The organism is Paraburkholderia panacisoli (assembly GCF_008369935.1).
Lineage (GTDB): Bacteria > Pseudomonadota > Gammaproteobacteria > Burkholderiales > Burkholderiaceae > Paraburkholderia > Paraburkholderia panacisoli.
In genome coordinates this window covers 41,088-60,556 of sequence record NZ_VTUZ01000027.1, presented here as the reverse complement: position 1 = coordinate 60,556, position 19,469 = coordinate 41,088, and the positions used below count along the sequence as shown (strand labels likewise).

The following is a 19,469-nucleotide window of genomic DNA, read 5'->3' as shown; positions in this document are numbered from 1 at the left end:
TCAGACCGGGCCGCGTCAGACCGGGTCGCGTCAGACCGAGTCGCGTTTGATCGCCCACTTGTCGCTGACGGGCGGCTGATAGCGTTGCAGCTTGTCGATCAGCGCGACGGGATCGGCATCTATTTGCAGGATGTCGAAATAGGTCTTACGCATGAAGCCTTCGTCCACCGTGTGCCGTAGCATGCTGATCAACGGGTCGTAAAAGCCGTCGATATTCAGCACCGCCACCGGCTTGCCATGGTAGCCGAGCTGCGCCCACGTATAGACCTCGAACAGCTCTTCGAGCGTGCCCACGCCGCCCGGCATCGCAACGAACGCGTCGGACAGGTCGGCCATCATCTTCTTGCGCTGATGCATGTCGGGCACCACGTGCAACTCGGTCAGCCCGTTATGGCCGACTTCCTTGTTGACCAGCAGCTCGGGAATCACGCCGATCGCGCGGCCGCCTTCGGCCATCACCGTGTCGGCGATCACGCCCATCAGCCCGACCTTGCCGCCGCCATAGACCAGCGCGAGATCGGCTTGCACCAGCGCGCGGCCGAAAGCGCGCGCGGCGTCCGTATACAGCGGTTTGGCTCCGTTCGCGGAGCCGCAATACACACACACCGACTTCATGCTCAAACGTCCTTCGATTCGTTGCGAGGCGCCGCGCCTTCCTTCGGCGGCAGGTAGTCGTAGAACTCGCGCTTGGGCAGCTTGCCGGACACGAGGTCGTCGAAAATCTGCCGCGAGCGGCCGCGCAGATAAGGCGCCATCAGCGACACGATCTGCACGCTCACCTGATGCAGCTCCGCGCGGATCGCTTCCTGCTCATTGTATTTGCGCGGATTCATCACGAACTGATACGACAGCCAGTACGTGCCGATCACGCCGACGTTGGTGGCGATCACCTGCATCTCTTGCGGCGTGACCACCATTTCGCCGTCCGCGACGAGTTGCTCGCAGAACTGGCTCGCAAAACGCACCTTGTGGCTGATGATCTGCTTGAAGTGTGTTTCGAGCGTGCGGTTGCGCGCGAGCAGGTCGTTCAGGTCGCGATACAGGAAACGGTAGCGCCACGTGAAGTCGACCATGTATTGCAGATACGACCACATTTCGTCGATGGTCGCGCGATGGTCGTCGGGGAAACGCAGACGCTTTTCGATCTCCTGCTCGAACTGGCTGAAGATGCTGTTGATGATGTCGTCTTTGTTGCGGAAGTGGTAGTACAGATTGCCTGGACTGATTTCCATTTCCTCGGCAATCGTCGTCGTCGTGACGTTCGGCTCGCCGATTTCGTTGAACAGCTTCAACGACAGTTCGAGAATCCGTTCGCGCGTGCGGCGGGGAGGTTTGGCTTCCATGTCGTCCGGCCCTGGTTATGCCGGGCTGGGCGCGCGGCGGCGTGCCGCCGCTGCGTGTTCCACCCGGATGCGGTTGGTATGTTCGAGCGCCCCTGAACCTGGCGCTGCGCGCCAAGTCCCCCCGAAGGGCCAGGAAATCACGGGGCGGCCCGGCGCTTTCCAGTGAGACTATCGAACGATTATAAACTGACCGTTCTTATACCAAGCGGATCCTGAAGGTTTTCATGCTTTTGGGACGCGCCGCGCGCGACGTGGGCGTCACACCACCGCGCCGAGCCAACGCGCGACGAGCGGCCCGACGATCAACCCCCACGTCATCACGCACATGCCGAGCGCGACCATCACGGCCGCGCTGCCAAGGTCCTTTGCGCGGCGCGACAGTTCGTGGCGTTCGAGCGAAATCCGGTCGATCGCCGCTTCCACGCTCGAATTCAGCAACTCGACGATCAGCACCAGCAGCACCGAGCCGAGCAGCAACACGCGCGACACCGGCTCGACCGGCACCAGCAGCCCGCACGGAATCAGGATTGCGGCGAGCGTGAGTTCCTGACGAAACGCGCTCTCCTCGCGAATCGCGACGCGAAAACCGGCGAGCGAGTTTTTCATCGCGTGCCATGCGCGCGTGAGTCCGCGATTGCCTTTGTACGGATTGAAGGGTAGCGGCGCGAGCGGATCGTCGGGACTGAGCGGTTCGTGTGGTGCGTCGTCGGCGCGGTCCGCAGCGGCGCTGCCGTTCATACCCTGTGCATGCTCCGAATGAATCGGTGTGGCGGGTTCGCCGACGTCGTCGAACGGATCGGGGGCGGCGGCATCGCGCTCGGCCTCGATGGCGCGCAGCGCGCCGTTCGACGCGCGCCTCGCGGCAGATTGCGTGGATTGGCTGGTTCGCATGGACGGCCTTCGCGCGCCGCGTCACGCGGCGGCGCTTTCCTCGCGATACGACGCGTGCGGCAACGGCTTCAGATGCGCGGCGAACTGCGCGGACGCCGCCGCCCACGAGAAGCGTTCGGCCCACGCGCGCGCGTGATTGCGATCGATCTTCAGCGCTTCCAGGCAGGCCTCGCGCAGATCTTCATGCATCGCACCCGCGCCGCCGTCGCCCAGCACGTCGATCGGACCGGTGACGGGATACGCCGCCACCGGCGTGCCGCACGCGAGCGCTTCGAGCAGCACGAGGCCGAAGGTATCGGTGCGGCTCGGGAACACGAACACGTCGGCCGCCGCGTACACCTTCGCCAGTTCCGCTTGCGTGAGCACGCCCAGATAGTTTGCTCGCGGATAGCGCGACTTCAATTCGGCAAGCGCGGGGCCTTCGCCGGCGACCCACTTCGAGCCCGGCAGATCGAGTCGCAGGAACGCCTCGACGTTCTTCTCGACCGCCACGCGTCCGACGTACAGGAAGATCGGCCGCGCCGTGTCGAGCACCTTCGAGTCCATCTGGTGAAAGATCTCCAGATCGACGCCACGGGTCCACAGCACGACATTCGTGAAGCCGAACTTTTCGAGGTCCTGTTTGACCACCGGCGTGGGCGCCATCACGGCCAGCGACGGCTTGTGAAACCAGTGCAGGAACTTGTAGGTCGCGGCAAGCGGAATGCCGAAGCGCGCCTGCACATATTCCGGGAAGCGCGTGTGATAAGCGGTCGTGAACGGCAGCTTGTGGCGCAGCGCATAAGTGCGTGCGGCCATCCCGAGCGGGCCTTCGGTGGCGATGTGCAGCGCGTCGGGCGCGAACGTGGCGATGCGCTCGCGCAGCTTACGGCGCGGCAGCAGCGACAGGCGAATCTCCGGATAGGTCGGACAGGGGATCGTTTTGAATTCGAGCGGAGTCAGCAGATCGACTTGATGGCCGAGCGCGGTGAGTTCGCGCGTGGTGTTTTTCAGCGTGCGCACGACGCCGTTGACCTGCGGCTCCCATGCGTCGGTGACGATCATGATCTTCATCGGCTTGTTCCTCGATTCGGGTGCAATGGAAGTTAGGAAGACTACGCGGTCGCCCGGGCCTTCTGCGTGTCGACCTGCGGAGCGCGCAGCGTGGTCCAGTAGATCACCTTGAGTTCGCCTTCATAGGTCTCGACGAGTGCCGACAGACTCTCGACCCAGTCGCCGTCGTTGCAATACAGCACGCCGTCGATGTCGCGCATCTCGGCCTTGTGAATGTGCCCGCAGACCACGCCGTCGCAGCCGCGGCGGCGCGCTTCGTCGGTCATCACGCTCTCGAACGACGAGATGAAGTTCACCGCGTTCTTCACCTGGTGCTTCAGGTACTGCGATAGCGACCAGTACGGAAAGCCGAGCTTGCTGCGGATGCGATTGAACCAGCGGTTCAGGACCAGGATCATCGTGTAGAGCGTGTCGCCGAGATAGGCGAGCCACTTGGCGTGCTGGATCACGCCGTCGAACAGATCGCCGTGGACGATCCACAGACGCTTGCCGGCGAGCGTGGTGTGAAACGCTTCGCCGCGCACGTGGATGTCGCCGAACGCGAGGTCGCAGAACTGGCGCGCGGCTTCGTCGTGATTGCCGGGCACGTAGATCACCTGGGTGCCTTTGCGCGCCTTGCGCAGCACTTTCTGCACGACGTCGTTGTGCGCCTGCGGCCAGTACCAGCCTTTCTTCAACTGCCAGCCGTCGATGATGTCGCCGACGAGGTACAGGTACTCCGACTCGTTGTGGCGCAGGAAGTCCAGCAGATAGGGCGCCTGGCAGCCGCTCGAGCCGAGATGGATGTCGGACAGCCAGATGGTGCGGTAGCGGTGCGGGTCGGCGTGCTCGTCTTCGGGATGGGCGGCATGGTCGTCGCGTGGCGGCGTCACGGGCAGCGGCAGGCCGTGGTGAGCCGGGCTCGGGTCCGGGCGGAACGCGACGGGGTCGACGCTCGGGCCGGTCTGGCGGAACAGGGAAGTCGCGGACGTTTTGTGGTCCATGGCTCACGCGTCGAGTTGCGGTGCCCGTATTGGGCCGGGCGCGCGTGACGGTGCCATGACAGTCATGAGAAGTTCTTATTACTGCTGGGGGACTGCGGGGGGGGAGCAGGCGCGGACGCTAGTGACGTTGCAACGGGGAGCGGTTGAGGCGAGCCGTGCAGCGGCTGGGATGATGCGGGCGGCTAACCGAGGGTGATAGACATGCCTGGCGTGGCCGCCCGGCGCGGTCGCTCAGCGCGCCATAGCGATCACGCGCGTGCCCGCAAGCCGGTCGTGCAGAAACCGACGCTGCGCGCCAAAGAGGCCGGTCGCGGTCCACAGCACGAACCAGATGCCGGCGATCGCCAGCGTCTGCGGCAAGCGCAGTCCGAGCAGCGGATGCAGCGCGAGCGGCGGCAGGAACCACAGCCACGCGAGCACGTAACGGGCGATCGCCCGGCCGGCGGAGAGCGGCGAGCCGTCGGCGGCGACGACTCGCAAGCGCCAGGTTTTCATCGGCAGGGTCTGGCCGCCGTGGGTCCAGAACCACACGAAGTACAGGCCGACCACGAGGCCGATCCATGCGGCGAGCAGGTTGTGATGAGTCAGCCCGTCGCGTTGCTGCGTCAGCGTGCTGAACAGATAGCCAGCGAAGAACACCACGCCGAACAGAATCAGCGTTTCGTAGACCAGGGCCGCGAGCCGCCGGCGAACGGTGGGGGCGGTGCCGGGCGCGTCGGCGGGCAGGGTCGAGGTGGCGAGCGGCTGGGACACGGTGGGGCGCCGCTCAGGAGCCGTTGAAGATCGACGGCGCTTCGGCCGGCGACACCGGCAACGGCGTGGCGGGCACGAAACTGCCCGGGGCCGGAATGGCCGGCGTGGCCGCCGGACTCGGCAACGCCGGCGCGGCGCTCGCGGCCGCCAGGCCGCTTGCGCCGTGCTCGCGCGCGTTGACGATGCGGTCGATTCCCTTGATTTCCTTGTGCGCGAGCGGCGGCGCGCTGACGACGCTCGGCCGCCGCTTGCGCTCGCTGGCGGCAAGCCGCTCCTTCTGTTCCTCGGGCAGCTGCTGATAGGCCTTCCACGCGTTCTGACGTGCCTCGCGCGGCAATAATTCCTTCGACACCTGATAGTTTTCGCGGGCGACGCGCCGCTGATCGGGCGTCATGCGCACCCATTCGCTCATGCGCTCATGCAGGCGCTTTTGCGCGTCGGGCGACATTTTGGGGTAGCGCGATGCGATCTTGATCCACTTGCGCTTGCGTTCGTCGCTGAACGAATCCCACTGGGCTTCGAACGGCGCGAGCGCGACATGCTCGGCCGCGCTCAGGCGCGACCATGCCATCGGGCTGTTGCTGCCGGGCAGGCCAGGCAATTCGACGGCTAGCGTCGGGGCGGGCGCTCTCGCGGTCGCGTTGCCGCCGGGCGCGAGCGCGCCGGTGGGCGACGACGGGCTCGGGTGAAAGCGCGGATACGTCGCCGCGAACGACACCAGGGCCGCGATCGCGCATCCGAAAACAACGGCTAGGCCGCGCTTGTAACTCACCCGAAAAATCTCCCGCTCAATGGGCGCGTGAAAGGTACGCGTTGAAACCGTGGTCGAGATAGGCATTGAGCGGCAGGTCGTCGCTAAGCATGGCGGCATCGATATCGGCGAGTTCGGCGGTGCGCTGCTGGTCCTCCCAGTACGCAATGCCGACAAGGCTCACAACCAGCGCGGCGAGCGGCCACGCGAGCGCGAAGCGGCGCAGCGGCGAACGGCGGCGCCGCGGGATTTCGACTTGCGGCAGACCGGCCGCCATGCCGGCGAAAGCGGGCACGAACGCCGGCGCGCTGACGGGTTCGGGCTTCTTGCGGGCGAGCGCGGCTCGGCGCGCCGCGGCGAGTCGATCGACGGTGGCGGCCGGAATGCTGGCGGCGTTTTCGTCGAGCGCACGGCGCACCTGGCGCGCGAACTCGAGTTCTTTTGTTTCGAGGGAGCTCATAGCGTGATTCCTTTGGCCTTGAGCGCTTGCGCCAGCGTGTGCGTGGCTCGCGAGCAGTGCGTTTTCACACTGCCTTCGGAGCAGCCCATCGCGGCGGCAGTCTCGGCGACATCCATATCTTCCCAATAACGCATGAGAAACGCCTCCCGTTGACGTGCCGGTAATTTTTGGATCTCGTCGTCGATCGACTGCAAGACCTGTTCGCGCTCGAGTTTCTGCTCGTTGCTCTCGGCGCCGGCCGAGCCTTGCTGGGCCTCGAATGTTTCCAGCGGATCGAATTCGTCGTCGTCGGCATTGCCCAGCGACGAAAACAGGCTAACCCACGTATTGCGTACTTTGGCACGACGGAAATAGTCGTGCATCGCATTCTGCAGAATACGCTGAAACAGCAACGGCAATTCGGCCGCCGGACGGTCGCCGTACTTTTCGGCGAGCTTGATCATCGCGTCCTGCACGATGTCGAGCGAGGCGTCGTCGTCCCGCACGGCGTAGACCGTCTGCTTGAATGCGCGCCTTTCGACGCCCGCCAGAAAATCGGCGAGTTCCTTGTCTGATGCCATCCGTTTGGGGGTCGGCGCAGCGAGCGTGCGCGTAATCGGTCGAAAAATGTCGTAAAGCTCGCGGATCCTAACAAACTTTTGCCCGACCTGGGGGTGAAACGTGGTCTACCTTGCATCCACATAACAGGATGCGCGACGAATGCGGTCAATCCCGGGATGAGGGGACAGGGCGCCAGGGCAATATTTGCTTGACCGCATGCGCGGCAGCAGATATCTTCGCTGGTTCGCAACATAAGTGACTTGTCTCAATTGAGGTGTGGCCCAAGAAGCTCACCTGTCAACTGGACGCGCCGCTTGAACCCGAGCCACAAGCCCGGCAGAGAGCACCCGATCAATTTTTTGCCGAAAATTCGAAAGGTGAATAGATGAATATGCCCAGCGCGGAATTCTCCACGTCGGATACGACCCCCCCTCACGAAGCTGACTCTATCGGCGCCACCGTGCTCATGAAGGCACTGGCCGACGAAGACGTCGAGTTCATCTGGGGCTATCCCGGCGGCTCGGTACTCTACATTTACGACGAGCTGTACAAGCAGGACAAATTCCAGCACGTTCTCGTGCGCCACGAGCAGGCTGCGGTCCACGCCGCCGATGCGTATGCGCGTTCCACCGGCAAGGTCGGTGTGTGCCTCGTGACCTCCGGCCCCGGCGTCACCAATGCGGTGACCGGCATCGCCACCGCCTACATGGATTCGATCCCGATGGTGGTGATCAGCGGCCAGGTGCCGACTGCCGCGATCGGCCAGGATGCGTTCCAGGAGTGCGACACGGTCGGCATCACGCGTCCCTGCGTGAAGCACAACTTCCTCGTGAAGGACGTGCGCGATCTCGCCGCCACCGTCAAGAAAGCCTTCTATATCGCCCGTACCGGCCGTCCCGGCCCGGTGCTGATCGACATTCCGAAAGATGTGTCGAAGGCACCTTGCCAGTACGAACCGATCAGGAGCGTTTCGCTGCGCTCGTACAACCCGGTCACGAAGGGCCACTCCGGCCAGATCCGCAAGGCGGTCTCGCTGCTGCTGTCGGCGAAGCGCCCGTACATCTACACCGGCGGCGGCATCATTCTCGCGGATGCGTCGCGTGAGCTGAATCAGTTCGCCGACCTGCTCGGCTACCCGGTCACCAACACGTTGATGGGACTGGGCGGCTACCGCGCGAGCGACAAGAAATTCCTCGGCATGCTCGGCATGCACGGCACGTACGAAGCCAACATGGCGATGCAGCACTGCGACGTGCTGATCGCGATCGGCGCACGCTTCGACGACCGCGTGATCGGCGACCCGACGCACTTCGCGTCGCGTCCGCGCAAGATCATCCATATCGACATCGATCCTTCTTCCATTTCCAAGCGCGTCAAGGTCGACATTCCGATCGTCGGCGATGTGAAGGAAGTGCTGAAAGAACTGATCGAGCAGTTGCAGACGGCCGAGCATGGCCCGGACACCGCGGCGCTCGCCGACTGGTGGAAAGACATCGAAGCCTGGCGCGCGAAAGACTGCCTGAAGTTTGACCGCAAGAGCGACGTCATCAAGCCGCAGTACGTGGTGGAAAAGGCGTGGGAGCTGACCGACGGCAATGCCTTCGTGTGTTCCGACGTCGGCCAGCACCAGATGTGGGCGGCGCAGTTCTATCGCTTCAACAAGCCGCGCCGCTGGATCAACTCCGGCGGTCTCGGCACGATGGGCTTCGGCCTGCCGGCGGCGATGGGCGTGAAGATGGCGCACCCTGACGACGACGTGCTGTGCATCACGGGCGAAGGCTCGATCCAGATGTGCATCCAGGAGCTGTCGACCTGCAAGCAGTACGACACGCCGGTGAAGATCATTTCGCTGAACAACCGCTATTTGGGCATGGTGCGCCAGTGGCAGCAGATCGAATACAGCAAGCGCTATTCGCATTCGTACATGGATGCGCTGCCGGACTTCGTGAAGCTCGCTGAAGCGTACGGCCATGTCGGCATGCGTATCGAACGCACGGCCGATGTGGAGCCGGCGCTCAAGGAAGCGCTGCGCCTGAAAGACCGCACGGTGTTTCTCGATTTCCAGACCGATCCGACCGAAAACGTCTGGCCGATGGTTCAGGCCGGCAAGGGCATCACCGAGATGCTCATGGGTTCGGAAGATCTATAACGACGGCCCGGCAGCCGACTTCGTCATGCACGCCTTCAAAAAAGGCGCGGGCGGACGAAGCGGCGCCGCACTGCTCGCAGACATCGACAAACATCTGGAAGAAGCGAATCATGAGACACATCATTTCCGTCCTGCTGGAAAACGAACCGGGCGCGTTATCACGCGTGGTCGGTCTCTTCTCGGCACGCGGCTACAACATTGAAACCTTGACGGTGGCACCGACCGAAGACCGTTCGCTGTCGCGCATGACCATCGTCTCCATTGGCTCGGACGACGTGATCGAACAGATCACGAAGCATTTGAACCGCTTGATCGAGGTGGTGAAAGTGGTCGACCTTACCGAGGGCGCCCACATCGAGCGCGAGCTGATGTTGATCAAGGTGAGAGCGGTCGGCAAGGAACGTGAGGAGATGAAGCGGATGTCGGATATTTTCCGCGGCCGCATCATCGACGTCACCGAAAAGACCTACACGATCGAACTGACGGGGGCGGCCGACAAGCTCGACGCCTTCATCGAAGGGCTCGACTCCACGGCGATTCTCGAAACGGTCCGCACGGGCAGCTCGGGCATCGGTCGAGGCGAGCGCATTCTGAAGGTTTGACGCGCGGCGCTTCAGCCGTAATTTGACGTCTCGATCGAACCGCCGGGCGTGCCTGACGAGCCCGGCCAGCAACACACTATTCGCAGTATTTGAATTTCATTGATTCATCGAATCTAGCCAAGGAACCGACATGAAAGTTTTCTACGACAAGGACGCCGATCTCTCCCTCATCAAGGGCAAGCAGGTCACCATCATCGGCTATGGCTCGCAAGGCCATGCGCACGCGCTGAACCTGAGCGAAAGCGGCGTGAAGATCACGGTCGGTCTGCGCAAGGGCGGCGCATCGTGGAGCAAGGCTGAGAACGCCGGCCTGCAAGTCAAGGAAGTGGCGGAAGCCGTCAAGGGCGCGGACGTCGTCATGATGCTGCTGCCGGACGAGCAGATCGCCGACGTGTACGCGAAAGAAGTGCACGCAAACATCAAGCAAGGCGCGGCGCTGGCATTCGCGCACGGCTTCAACGTTCACTACGGTCAAGTGATTCCGCGTGCCGACCTCGACGTCATCATGATCGCGCCGAAGGCACCGGGCCACACGGTTCGCGGCACCTACTCGCAAGGTGGCGGCGTGCCGCACCTGATCGCGGTCGCGCAAGACAAGTCGGGCGCAGCACGTGACATCGCGCTGTCGTACGCAGCGGCGAACGGCGGCGGCCGTGCCGGCATCATCGAAACCAACTTCCGCGAAGAAACGGAAACCGACCTGTTCGGCGAGCAAGCCGTGCTGTGCGGCGGTACGGTCGACCTGATCAAGGCCGGCTTCGAAACGCTGGTGGAAGCGGGCTACGCGCCGGAAATGGCGTACTTCGAGTGCCTGCACGAACTGAAGCTGATCGTCGACCTGATCTACGAAGGCGGCATCGCGAACATGAACTACTCGATCTCGAACAACGCCGAATACGGCGAATACGTGACGGGTCCGCGCATCGTGACGGCTGAAACGAAGAAGGCGATGAAGGCCGTGCTGACCGACATCCAGACGGGCGAGTACGCAAAGAGCTTCATCATCGAAAACAAGGCCGGCGCACCGACGCTGCAATCGCGCCGCCGTCTGACGGCCGAGCACCAGATCGAACAGGTCGGTTCGAAGCTGCGCGCGATGATGCCGTGGATCGCGAAGAACAAGCTGGTCGACCAGTCGAAGAACTAAGCGATTACCGGCGATTCACCGCTGAAGTCCGATTCGTCGCGTTCGCGCGCCGGCCGGACAAATCAAAAAGCCGTCCAAGGGTGCTGAACCCTGGGCGGCTTTTGCTATCCTACGGTTTTACGTGCGACACGCGTCGCATCGACTGGACGGCGAAGGCCGTCCCATTTGGTGGCACCTTGAGGCCACCCCTGTGTAGCGAAGCGAGACTTGGTGAAGTTGCCTGGAATCGCTGCCGTAGGCGGACGTCGATACTTGTATCTTCGCCCGCATTTGCATTGACCTGATTACCGTCAGGTTCCGCCGAGTTAGCGGCTTCAATACCGCTAACAAAGCGGATTGTCGTATGTAACTCCCGAGCCTTTGGGCAACGGATCGCTGCAAGCACGAGCGCAAGCTCGGTGTGTCATTGTTCGGGCACGTCAGCAGTATGGCGTGTGAAGTGAACCTGCTGTACGACCAGCAGTAGCCTACGAAGACATGCGTCACTGGCAACGGTGGGGTGTGAAGCTCTTCTGACAATGTAGCCCCCAGAAGTAATGGGTGCGTGAATGCCGCGAGGTATTCACTCAGAGACTCCAAGCAGCAAAGGGGTTGAGGCGCTAGGCTGGCTGATACGGTTAATGCAAGTGAACTGCTGATAAACCTCGTAAGTAGGACGGTGCCAAAGCTGCTGACAGGCATCAACCAAACAGGTGTGCGGTCGGATAACCCGCTGTAAATTCGGGTTACGTCGTCATCGGACCGCCGGGGAATAGGCAGAACCTAAGTCAGTCGTGTGACATGCCGGGAACGTGGTAAGCCTGTATGGTTGCCGGTCGTAGTTTGACTGGCAGGCGAACCGTGAGGGACGCTGTTGATTGTGCAGGTATGGGATGACGGAGAAAGCGAAAGCCGGTCTGTAATGGGTCGGATAGGGGTTGGGACATTACCCCACGCGAAAGCGGGCAGACTTCCGTCTGGTCTACCGTCGCAAGATGGCTGACTAACCCTTTAGCTGGAAGATGATTGCTGTCGGGCTTCCGGACCGTCAGCATACGTTTTTAACCCCCTTGCGGGAGCAGATCGCTCCCGCAAGGGGCGATCTGTTCTCCGCTCGGGATTCACTTCTTCGAGTAGGAGAGCAGCATGAGAGTATCTGTCCGAAAGGACGGATCTGCGCTTTCCCACGCGCCGGACAACTGGTACGCCGTAGATTGGCGGCGGGTTGAACGGAACGTGAGAGGGATGCAGATTCGAATTGCGAAGGCGACGCGGGAAGGCAACTGGCGCAGGGGGAGAGCCCTGCAACGGATGTTGACCCGCACGTTGTCCGCGAAGCTGTATGCGGTACGACGTGTTACGCAGAATCAGGGTGCGCGAACGGCTGGAGTCGATCGCGAACTTTGGGACTCGCCTGAGAGCCGATGGCTTGCTGTCGGCAGGTTGAAGCGGCGTGGATACAAGCCTCTGCCTTTACGGAGAGTCTTTATCCCCAAGGCCAATGGAAAGGAGCGCCCTCTGGGCATTCCGACCATGCGGGACAGGGCGATGCAAGCCTTGTATCTGCTGGCTCTAGAGCCGGTGTCGGAATCGACGAGCGACCCGAACTCGTATGGGTTCAGGTTAAACCGCTCGACGGCTGACGCCATGTCACAGATTTTCGTCGCCATGTCCCAGAAGGGCTCTGCCCGTTGGGTGCTGGAGGCGGATATCAAGGGATGCTTCGACCATATTAGCCACAACTGGATGGAGACCCATGTCCTGATGGACAAGGAAATCCTCCGGAAATGGCTGAAAGCTGGCCTGATTTACAAGGGGCAGCTTCAGGCGACAGAGGCCGGTACGCCGCAAGGAGGAATCATTTCTCGGACGCTGGCGAATGTGACGCTGAACGGGCTGGAGCGAGAACTGCTGGCGCACCTCAGTGCGAAGTTTGGGATCGCAAAAGCCAACAAGCTTAAAGTCAATGTAGTGCGGTACGCGGACGACTTCGTGATCACCGGTGACTCGCAAGAGTTGCTGGAGCAGGAAGTCCGACCCTGGGTGGAAGCATTCCTTGCCGTTCGAGGTCTGCAACTGTCCGAGGAGAAAACGCGTATCACGCACATCGATTCGGGCTTTGATTTCCTGGGGTGGAATTTCCGTAAGTATTCGGGGACTCTGCTCATCAAGCCGAGCAAGAAAAACGTGCAAACGTTCTATCGCAAGGTGGCGGATACGATCAGCGGTCACAAGACGGTGAAGCAGGAGAATCTGATTCGACTGCTGAACCCGATGCTACGAGGCTGGGCGCAGTATCACAGTCCCGTGGTCGCCAAAGAGGCATACAGCCGCATGGAGTCTTTGATTTTCCGAAGACTCTGGCGGTGGTCGACGAGGCGGCACCTGAACAAGAATGCCGACTGGGTGAAGAAGAAATATTTTCACTCGGAGGGCAATCGGAACTGGGTGTTCGCTGTTCCTGTAGCTCGTGACGACGGCAGTAAGGGGTTGCTTAGCCTGTACCAACTTAGCGGTACGGAAATTAAGCGACACAGAAAGGTCAAAGGTGCATTCAATCCCTTTGATCCCGAGTGGGAGCAGTATGGCGAGCAGTTGCGACAGGCGCGCATGGAACACTCAATGCGCTATCGGAAGCAATGGGTCTCGCTATACATGTCGCAAGACGGGCTTTGCTCGCATTGCGGCTGTGCGCTGACGAAGGAGACCGGCTGGCATGACCATCATCTGGAGTATCGGATGCACGGTGGTACGGACGCTCTCTCGAACAGGGTTCTGCTTCACCCGCACTGCCATCAGCAGGTGCACGCAGGTAAAATTGCGGTAACTAAGCCGGCCCGGTCCTAAGACAGGGCTTTGATTGTAGATTTGAGCCGTATGCGGGGAAACTCGCACGTACGGTTCTTAGGGGGCCCCTCTTCCGCGAGGAAGGGGGGCTACCCTCCAAAAAACAGAAGCCATCCATGAATTACCCTCATCCGATCATCGCGCGAGAAGGCTGGCCGTTCATCGCCATCGCGGCCGTCGTTGCATTACTGGTTCACGCCTTCGCGGGGTTCGGCATTGCATGGCTGTTCTGGCTGATCCTGATCTTCATCGTGCAGTTCTTCCGCGATCCGGCCCGCCCGATTCCCACCCAGGCCAACGCCGTGCTGTGTCCGGCCGACGGGCGCATCGTCGCGGTCGAAACCGCGCATGATCCGTACGCGAACCGTGAAGCGCTGAAGATCAGCGTGTTCATGAACGTCTTCAACGTCCACTCGCAGCGTTCGCCGGTGGATGGCGCGATCTCCAAGGTCGAATACTTCCCGGGCGCATATCTGAATGCCGCGGTGGACAAAGCGTCGCTCGAAAACGAGCGCAATGCGGTGGTGATCGAGATGGCCGGCGGCCAGACGGTGACCTCGGTGCAGATCGCCGGTTTGATCGCGCGGCGCATTCTTTGCTATGTGCGTACTGGTGAGCCGCTTACCCGTGGCCAGCGTTATGGGTTCATCCGCTTCGGCTCGCGCGTCGACGTGTATCTGCCGGTGGGCAGCCGTCCGCGTGTGTCGATCGGCGAAAAGGTGTCCGCGTCGTCCACGATCCTCGCTGAACTCTAAAGCGGCACACAGGAGGTTTCCGAATGGCCGCATTCAAACCGCGTCGACCCCGTAACAGCGGACCGCTGCCGCGTCCGTTCCGCCGCAACAAGCCGATCGTCGCGGAGTCGCCGGTCGTCGAGAGCCGGCGCGCGCAGCGCCAGCAGTTCCTGAGAAAACGCGGCATTTATCTGCTGCCGAACGCATTTACCACGGCGGCGCTGTTCTGCGGCTTTTTCGCCGTCGTGCAGGCGATGAACGTGCGCTTCGAAATCGCGGCCATCGCGATCTTCGTGGCGATGGTGCTCGACGGCATGGACGGCCGCGTCGCGCGTATGACGCATACGCAAAGCGCGTTCGGCGAACAGTTCGACAGCCTGTCGGACATGGTGTCGTTTGGCGTCGCGCCCGCGCTCGTCATGTACGAGTGGATTCTGAAAGACCTCGGCCGCTGGGGCTGGCTCGCGGCCTTCGTCTACTGCTCAGGCGCGGCGTTGCGGCTCGCGCGCTTCAACACCAATATCGGCGTGGTCGACAAGCGCTTCTTCCAGGGCATGCCGAGCCCGGCCGCGGCGGCGCTGATCGCCGGTTTCGTATGGCTCGCCACCGACAACCGCGTGCCGCTGAAGCTGGTCTGGCTGCCGTGGGTTGCGTTCGTGCTGACCATCTACGCCGGCGTGACGATGGTGTCGAATGCGCCGTTCTATAGCGGCAAGGCGCTCGACGTGCGGCATCGCGTGCCGTTCGGCGTGATCCTACTGGTGGTGGTCGCGTTCGTGCTGGTGTCGTCCGATCCGCCGCTGATGCTGTTCGGCCTGTTCGTGCTGTACGGTTTGTCCGGCTATGTGTTCTGGGGCTATCAGGCGGTGCGGGGCAGGGCGAATCCGGCCCGTTCGGTGGTGCACGACAGGTAGCGGGCTACGTCGGCTATCGTGGTAGTGACATGCAAAAACGGCATCCTTCGGGCTGCCGTTTTTTCTTTCGGCGAGCCCGCCGGATGGTGCTTCAGAGGCAGGTCTGACGCTAATTGCGTGGCGGCGGGAATGCCGCTATAGTCATCGGATGACTGTGTTCACGTGCGCTTTTGAGCCGCCATGCGAGTCTCAACAAGCCGGCGCACCGGCCGGCGCGCTGGTGCTGGCACTGGCGCGGCTGCCGCGCTGATCGCCGCTAGTCGTTTTGCCCTGGGCCTACCTCGTCTGCGGTTGAGCGTCGCCAGCGGTGGCGCAAGCACCCGAACTCCAATATCCGATCCCCACATCCGAACGACTCCCCAGGAGACCCGACATGTCCGACAAACTGATCATATTCGACACCACGTTGCGTGACGGCGAGCAATCGCCCGGCGCGTCGATGACGAAAGAGGAAAAAATCCGTATCGCGAAGCAACTCGAACGGATGAAAGTGGACGTGATCGAAGCCGGGTTCGCGGCGAGCTCGAACGGCGACTTCGATTCGATTCACACGATCGCAGGCCTGATCAAGGACAGCACGATCTGCTCGCTGGCCCGCGCGAACGACAAGGACATCCAGCGCGCGGCCGACGCGCTCAAGCCGGCCGAGCGCTTCCGCATCCACACGTTCATCGCGACGTCGCCGCTGCACATGGAAAAGAAGCTGCGCATGACGCCGGACCAGGTGTTCGAGCAGGCGAAGCTGGCGGTGCGTTTCGCGCGCAAGTTCACCGACGACGTCGAGTTCTCGCCGGAAGACGGCAGCCGCTCGGAAATGGACTTCTTGTGCCGCGTGCTGGAAGCAGTGATCGCCGAGGGCGCGACCACCATCAACATCGCGGACACGGTTGGCTACGGCGTGCCGGAACTGTACGGCCAGCTCGTGAAGACGCTGCGCGAACGCATTCCGAACTCGCACAAGGCGGTGTTCTCGGTGCATTGCCATAACGACCTCGGCATGGCGGTGGCGAACTCGCTGGCCGGCGTGAAGCTCGGCGGCGCGCGCCAGGTCGAGTGCACGATCAACGGCCTCGGCGAGCGCGCGGGCAACACCTCGCTCGAAGAAATCGTGATGGCGGTGAAGACCCGCAAGGATTACTTCGGCCTCGAGCTGGGTCTCGATACGACGCAGATCGTGCCGGCGTCGAAGCTGGTGTCGCAGATCACCGGTTTCGTCGTGCAGCCGAACAAGGCGGTGGTCGGCGCGAACGCGTTTGCGCACGCGTCCGGCATCCACCAGGACGGCGTGCTGAAGGCGCGCGATACCTACGAAATCATGCGCGCCGAAGACGTGGGCTGGAGCGCGAACAAGATCGTGCTCGGCAAGTTGTCGGGCCGCAATGCGTTCAAGCAGCGCTTACAGGAACTCGGGATCGGGCTCGACAGCGAAGCGGAACTGAACACCGCGTTCGCGCATTTCAAGGAATTGGCCGACCGCAAGTCCGAAATCTTCGATGAGGACATCATCGCGATCGTCACCGAGGAATCGGCTGAAGCGCAGGAGCGCGAGCACTACAAGTTCGTGGCGCTGTCGCAGCATTCGGAGACCGGCGAGCAGCCGCACGCGAAGGTCGTGTTCTCGGTGGAGGGCAAGGAGATCACCGGCGAAGCGCGCGGCAACGGCCCTGTCGACGCCACGCTCAACGCGATCGAAAGCGAAGTGGGCAGCGGTTCCGAACTGCTGCTGTACTCGGTCAACGCGATCACCACCGGCACGCAGGCACAAGGTGAAGTGACCGTGCGGCTGTCGAAGAGCGGACGCATCGTCAATGGCGTGGGCACCGATCCGGATATCGTCGCGGCTTCCGCGAAGGCGTATATCTCGGCGCTCAACAAGCTGTATTCGAATGCGGACAAGCTCAATCCGCAGCGCTCGGAGTGAGGTGGACGAGGTGCGCCGCTGGCGTGACCGCGTGAGCGTTTGTCGGAAGTGAAATGGAAAAAGCCCCGTGCCGTTGCAGGTACGGGGCTTTTGTTTTGCTGTGTCGCGCGTCGCGCGCACGCGATGAGTTCATTGGCCTCGCGCGTCGCGCATCACGTTCGGGCGCCCGCTCAGAACAACGAGCGACGATCCGGATCGTGCAACGGGTCAGGGGTTTTCTGCGTGAGCCGCACGATGCCCTGTTCGTCGAAGTAGAAGCTGTACAGCATGTACCAGACGTTGTCTTCCAGGTAGCGATAGGTCCAGACCTCGCGCTTCATCAGCGGGAAGTACGAGGTTTCGACCGGGCGGCCGAAGTTCACCAGCACGTCGCTCCTGGTCCATTTGCCGATTTCGGCCCGATAGAACTCGTTGGGTTGCAGCACCTGGCGCACGTTGACGATCTTGCCGGCGGCGTCGATGTCGGCGGCGGTGGTGGTTTCGCCCATCGGCTGGGTCGGCCACATCAGCCGCTTGCCGCCGTTAGGCAGGTCGTAGCTTTCGCGCGGCGGCCCGAGGCGCGCGATGATGGTCGATTCGTCCGCGCCTTGGCTGTATTGCTGCCAGGGCTGCACGCAGCCGGCCAACGCCAGCGCGCACAGGCAGGCCAGCGCCGCGCGGCGCACACGTGCGGCGGCCGGCGTTCCGATCGAGGCCCCCGTGGAGTGATGGGAGTTCGACATGTGTTCCTCCGATGGCGTTTGAGTAGCGTTTTTTATCATCGAGACGCAACATTTTGACATGCGCTGCGGTAAAAGATCCGCGCTTCGTGCAGGCCGCTGCGCCTGGTACGGTAACGGCCAGGCTGGCTTGCTTATTCCGTCCGGTACGTCCTATGATCCGCGCTTCGACGATTCAGGCGGGGCAATCACGATGGCGATGTGGCAACGGGCGGCGGCAGTGGCGCTGGCAACGATTTCGATGGCTGCGGCGGCTTATGCGGCGGGCGCGTCGCCGGCAAACCCGGCGGCGAACCCGTCCAGCGGGCCGACTGGCAAGCCTGGCGGCGCGCCGATCCAGCTCGCGCTGATCGAAGGCATGTCCGGCCCGTTCGCGAATGCGGGCGCGGCGGTCGAGCGCAATCTGCGCTTCGGCGTCGAGCAGGTGAACGCGCACGGCGGCGTGAAGCTTGCCGACGGCGCGCATCCGTTTGAACTGGTCGTGCTGGACAGCAAGGGCAGCACCGAAGAGGCGCTCACGCAACTGCGCGCGGCCGCCGACCGCCATATCGGCTACGTCATGCAGGGCAACAGCTCGGCGGTCGCGGCCGCGCTGATCGGCGCGATCGACAAGCAGAACCGCCGCGAGCCCGACAACCGCGCGCTGTTGCTCAACTATTCCGCCGACGACCCCGCGCTGACCAACGCCGACTGCAGCTTCTGGCATTTCCGCTTCGACGCTCACGCGGGCATGCGCATGGATGCGCTGGCTGACGTGATCCAGCGCGACCGTGCGGTGAAGAAGGTGTATCTGCTGAATCAGGACTACAGCTTCGGCCACGATGTCAGCAGCCTCGCGCGTTCGGCGCTGGCGGCGAAACGCCCGGATATTGCGGTGGTCGGCGACGAGTTTCATCCGATCGGCCGCGTGAAAGACTTCGCGCCCTACATCGCGAAGATCCGCGCGAGCGGCGCGGACGCGGTAATCACGGGCAACTGGGGCAACGACCTGACGCTGCTCGTCAAGGCTGCGCGCGAGCAGGGGCTCGATACGAAGTTCTACACGTTCTACGGCAACAGCCTCGGCGCACCGGCCGCGCTGGGCGACGCCGGCGTCGGCCACGTGATCGCGGTCGCCGACTGGCATCCGAACGCGGGCGGCACCGCTTCCGACACGTGGTACACCATGTTCCGGACCCGTTTCCCGGCCGCGCAGGACGATTACCCGGTGCTGCGCATGCCGTTGATGATCGAAACCCTTGCAGCGGCGATGAACCGCGCCGGCAGCGCCGATCCGACGGCGGTCGCGCGGGCGCTTGAAGGCATCCGCTTCGACAACGGCTTCCACGCATCGTGGATGCGCGCCGACGACCATCAACTGATCCAGCCGCTGTACGTGATGGAAATGGACAAAGCCGGCAAGCCAGGCGTGCGTTTCGACAACGAAGGCTCCGGCTACGGCTTCCGCACGGTGCTGGCGCTGCCGCCCGAGCGTACCGTGCTGCCGACCGTCTGCAAGATGCAGCGGCCCTGACGCGCGGCGCGCGATGGCGCAATCCGCGCATCGCGCATGATCCAGCCCGCCGCAGCGGGGTTCGCGACCGGATTGGGCTGTGCTACAATACGCGTCCCGTTGTGAAGCAGGTTGTCATATTTGTCTGCCACACGGGGGTATTCCACGGCACGGCCTTTCTTCCGTGACCG

The 19,469-nt window shown here is 62.7% G+C and carries 19 protein-coding genes; 8 read left to right on the top strand and 11 right to left on the bottom strand.

All coding sequences use genetic code 11. From position 1 onward, the window contains the following. Positions 1-30: 30 nt before the first annotated feature. The 9 genes from FVF58_RS31870 to FVF58_RS31830 form a co-directional block, all read right to left on the bottom strand. Positions 31-615: an LOG family protein gene (locus FVF58_RS31870; RefSeq protein WP_149673749.1), complete on the bottom strand. Its 585-nt coding sequence runs from the start codon at positions 613-615 to the stop codon at positions 31-33. Positions 616-617: 2 nt separating this feature from the next. Next, on the bottom strand, positions 618-1,343 hold the full coding sequence (locus FVF58_RS31865; protein ID WP_149673748.1) for a TetR/AcrR family transcriptional regulator: 726 nt from the start codon (positions 1,341-1,343) through the stop codon (positions 618-620). Positions 1,344-1,601: 258 nt separating this feature from the next. Continuing rightward, the gene (locus FVF58_RS31860; RefSeq protein ID WP_149673747.1) at positions 1,602-2,234 is read right to left on the bottom strand and encodes a diacylglycerol kinase; all 633 of its coding nucleotides are present in this window, start codon (positions 2,232-2,234) and stop codon (positions 1,602-1,604) included. Positions 2,235-2,255: 21 nt separating this feature from the next. Continuing rightward, on the bottom strand, positions 2,256-3,287 hold the full coding sequence (locus FVF58_RS31855; protein WP_149673746.1) for a glycosyltransferase family 4 protein: 1,032 nt from the start codon (positions 3,285-3,287) through the stop codon (positions 2,256-2,258). Between the two features lie 41 nt (positions 3,288-3,328). Then, positions 3,329-4,270: a UDP-2,3-diacylglucosamine diphosphatase gene (locus FVF58_RS31850; protein ID WP_149673745.1), complete on the bottom strand. Its 942-nt coding sequence runs from the start codon at positions 4,268-4,270 to the stop codon at positions 3,329-3,331. Between the two features lie 231 nt (positions 4,271-4,501). Then, on the bottom strand, positions 4,502-5,023 hold the full coding sequence (locus FVF58_RS31845) for an RDD family protein (RefSeq protein WP_149673744.1): 522 nt from the start codon (positions 5,021-5,023) through the stop codon (positions 4,502-4,504). A gap of 13 nt (positions 5,024-5,036) precedes the next feature. Then, the gene (locus tag FVF58_RS31840) at positions 5,037-5,795 is read right to left on the bottom strand and encodes a DUF3106 domain-containing protein (RefSeq protein ID WP_149673743.1); all 759 of its coding nucleotides are present in this window, start codon (positions 5,793-5,795) and stop codon (positions 5,037-5,039) included. 16 nt (positions 5,796-5,811) lie between these two features. Further along, the gene (locus FVF58_RS31835) at positions 5,812-6,234 is read right to left on the bottom strand and encodes a DUF3619 family protein (protein WP_149673742.1); all 423 of its coding nucleotides are present in this window, start codon (positions 6,232-6,234) and stop codon (positions 5,812-5,814) included. Then, on the bottom strand, positions 6,231-6,794 hold the full coding sequence (locus tag FVF58_RS31830; RefSeq protein ID WP_073429561.1) for an RNA polymerase sigma factor: 564 nt from the start codon (positions 6,792-6,794) through the stop codon (positions 6,231-6,233). The genes FVF58_RS31835 and FVF58_RS31830 overlap by 4 nt, the downstream gene beginning before the upstream one ends. 365 nt (positions 6,795-7,159) lie before the next feature. On the opposite strand from FVF58_RS31830, the gene FVF58_RS31825 reads away from it, so the two are divergent. Then, positions 7,160-8,923: an acetolactate synthase 3 catalytic subunit gene (locus FVF58_RS31825; RefSeq protein WP_149673741.1), complete on the top strand. Its 1,764-nt coding sequence runs from the start codon at positions 7,160-7,162 to the stop codon at positions 8,921-8,923. On the opposite strand, the gene FVF58_RS54275 is transcribed toward FVF58_RS31825, so the two are convergent. Beyond that, positions 8,901-9,035 (bottom strand): hypothetical protein, encoded by a 135-nt coding sequence (locus tag FVF58_RS54275; protein WP_281291307.1) that lies wholly within the window; start codon positions 9,033-9,035, stop codon positions 8,901-8,903. The genes FVF58_RS31825 and FVF58_RS54275 overlap by 23 nt on opposite strands. Here FVF58_RS54275 and ilvN point away from each other — a divergent pair. The 6 genes from ilvN (at position 9,034) to FVF58_RS31795 (ending at position 17,067) form a co-directional block, all read left to right on the top strand. Further along, positions 9,034-9,525 carry an acetolactate synthase small subunit gene (gene ilvN / locus FVF58_RS31820; protein WP_042327505.1) on the top strand — a complete coding sequence of 164 codons (492 nt, stop codon included), beginning with the start codon at positions 9,034-9,036 and terminating at the stop codon, positions 9,523-9,525. The genes FVF58_RS54275 and ilvN overlap by 2 nt on opposite strands. Positions 9,526-9,655: 130 nt before the next feature. Further along, positions 9,656-10,672 (top strand): ketol-acid reductoisomerase, encoded by a 1,017-nt coding sequence (gene ilvC / locus FVF58_RS31815; RefSeq protein WP_149673740.1) that lies wholly within the window; start codon positions 9,656-9,658, stop codon positions 10,670-10,672. 1,125 nt (positions 10,673-11,797) lie between these two features. Further along, positions 11,798-13,498 carry a group II intron reverse transcriptase/maturase gene (gene ltrA / locus FVF58_RS31810; protein WP_149673739.1) on the top strand — a complete coding sequence of 567 codons (1,701 nt, stop codon included), beginning with the start codon at positions 11,798-11,800 and terminating at the stop codon, positions 13,496-13,498. A gap of 116 nt (positions 13,499-13,614) precedes the next feature. Further along, positions 13,615-14,253 carry a phosphatidylserine decarboxylase gene (locus tag FVF58_RS31805; RefSeq protein ID WP_149673738.1) on the top strand — a complete coding sequence of 213 codons (639 nt, stop codon included), beginning with the start codon at positions 13,615-13,617 and terminating at the stop codon, positions 14,251-14,253. A gap of 23 nt (positions 14,254-14,276) precedes the next feature. Further along, positions 14,277-15,146 (top strand): CDP-diacylglycerol--serine O-phosphatidyltransferase, encoded by an 870-nt coding sequence (gene pssA, locus FVF58_RS31800; protein ID WP_149673737.1) that lies wholly within the window; start codon positions 14,277-14,279, stop codon positions 15,144-15,146. 373 nt (positions 15,147-15,519) lie between these two features. Next, on the top strand, positions 15,520-17,067 hold the full coding sequence (locus tag FVF58_RS31795; RefSeq protein WP_149673736.1) for a 2-isopropylmalate synthase: 1,548 nt from the start codon (positions 15,520-15,522) through the stop codon (positions 17,065-17,067). A 170-nt stretch (positions 17,068-17,237) separates the two neighbouring features. On the opposite strand, the gene FVF58_RS31790 is transcribed toward FVF58_RS31795, so the two are convergent. Next, positions 17,238-17,789 (bottom strand): hypothetical protein, encoded by a 552-nt coding sequence (locus tag FVF58_RS31790; protein ID WP_149673735.1) that lies wholly within the window; start codon positions 17,787-17,789, stop codon positions 17,238-17,240. 190 nt (positions 17,790-17,979) lie between these two features. Between FVF58_RS31790 and FVF58_RS31785 the strand changes: the two genes are divergently transcribed. Further along, positions 17,980-19,299, top strand: coding sequence for a branched-chain amino acid ABC transporter substrate-binding protein (locus FVF58_RS31785; RefSeq protein ID WP_149673803.1), 1,320 nt, complete (start codon positions 17,980-17,982; stop codon positions 19,297-19,299). Positions 19,300-19,469 lie beyond the last annotated feature (170 nt).

Bases quoted from the DNA above. Each gene is read 5' to 3' on its own strand.
- FVF58_RS54275 (WP_281291307.1), bottom strand. From the start codon at position 9,035: ATGATTCGCTTCTTCCAGATGTTTGTCGATGTCTGCGAGCAGTGCGGC.
- FVF58_RS31790 (WP_149673735.1), bottom strand. From the start codon at position 17,789: ATGTCGAACTCCCATCACTCCACGGGGGCCTCGATCGGAACGCCGGCC.
- ilvC (WP_149673740.1), top strand. From the start codon at position 9,656: ATGAAAGTTTTCTACGACAAGGACGCCGATCTCTCCCTCATCAAGGGC.
- FVF58_RS31785 (WP_149673803.1), top strand. From the start codon at position 17,980: ATGGCGATGTGGCAACGGGCGGCGGCAGTGGCGCTGGCAACGATTTCG.
- ltrA (WP_149673739.1), top strand. From the start codon at position 11,798: ATGAGAGTATCTGTCCGAAAGGACGGATCTGCGCTTTCCCACGCGCCG.
- pssA (WP_149673737.1), top strand. From the start codon at position 14,277: ATGGCCGCATTCAAACCGCGTCGACCCCGTAACAGCGGACCGCTGCCG.
- FVF58_RS31830 (WP_073429561.1), bottom strand. From the start codon at position 6,794: ATGGCATCAGACAAGGAACTCGCCGATTTTCTGGCGGGCGTCGAAAGG.
- FVF58_RS31850 (WP_149673745.1), bottom strand. From the start codon at position 4,270: ATGGACCACAAAACGTCCGCGACTTCCCTGTTCCGCCAGACCGGCCCG.
- FVF58_RS31825 (WP_149673741.1), top strand. From the start codon at position 7,160: ATGAATATGCCCAGCGCGGAATTCTCCACGTCGGATACGACCCCCCCT.
- ilvN (WP_042327505.1), top strand. From the start codon at position 9,034: ATGAGACACATCATTTCCGTCCTGCTGGAAAACGAACCGGGCGCGTTA.
- FVF58_RS31860 (WP_149673747.1), bottom strand. From the start codon at position 2,234: ATGCGAACCAGCCAATCCACGCAATCTGCCGCGAGGCGCGCGTCGAAC.
- FVF58_RS31855 (WP_149673746.1), bottom strand. From the start codon at position 3,287: ATGAAGATCATGATCGTCACCGACGCATGGGAGCCGCAGGTCAACGGC.
- FVF58_RS31835 (WP_149673742.1), bottom strand. From the start codon at position 6,234: ATGAGCTCCCTCGAAACAAAAGAACTCGAGTTCGCGCGCCAGGTGCGC.
- FVF58_RS31805 (WP_149673738.1), top strand. From the start codon at position 13,615: ATGAATTACCCTCATCCGATCATCGCGCGAGAAGGCTGGCCGTTCATC.
- FVF58_RS31870 (WP_149673749.1), bottom strand. From the start codon at position 615: ATGAAGTCGGTGTGTGTGTATTGCGGCTCCGCGAACGGAGCCAAACCG.
- FVF58_RS31865 (WP_149673748.1), bottom strand. From the start codon at position 1,343: ATGGAAGCCAAACCTCCCCGCCGCACGCGCGAACGGATTCTCGAACTG.
- FVF58_RS31795 (WP_149673736.1), top strand. From the start codon at position 15,520: ATGTCCGACAAACTGATCATATTCGACACCACGTTGCGTGACGGCGAG.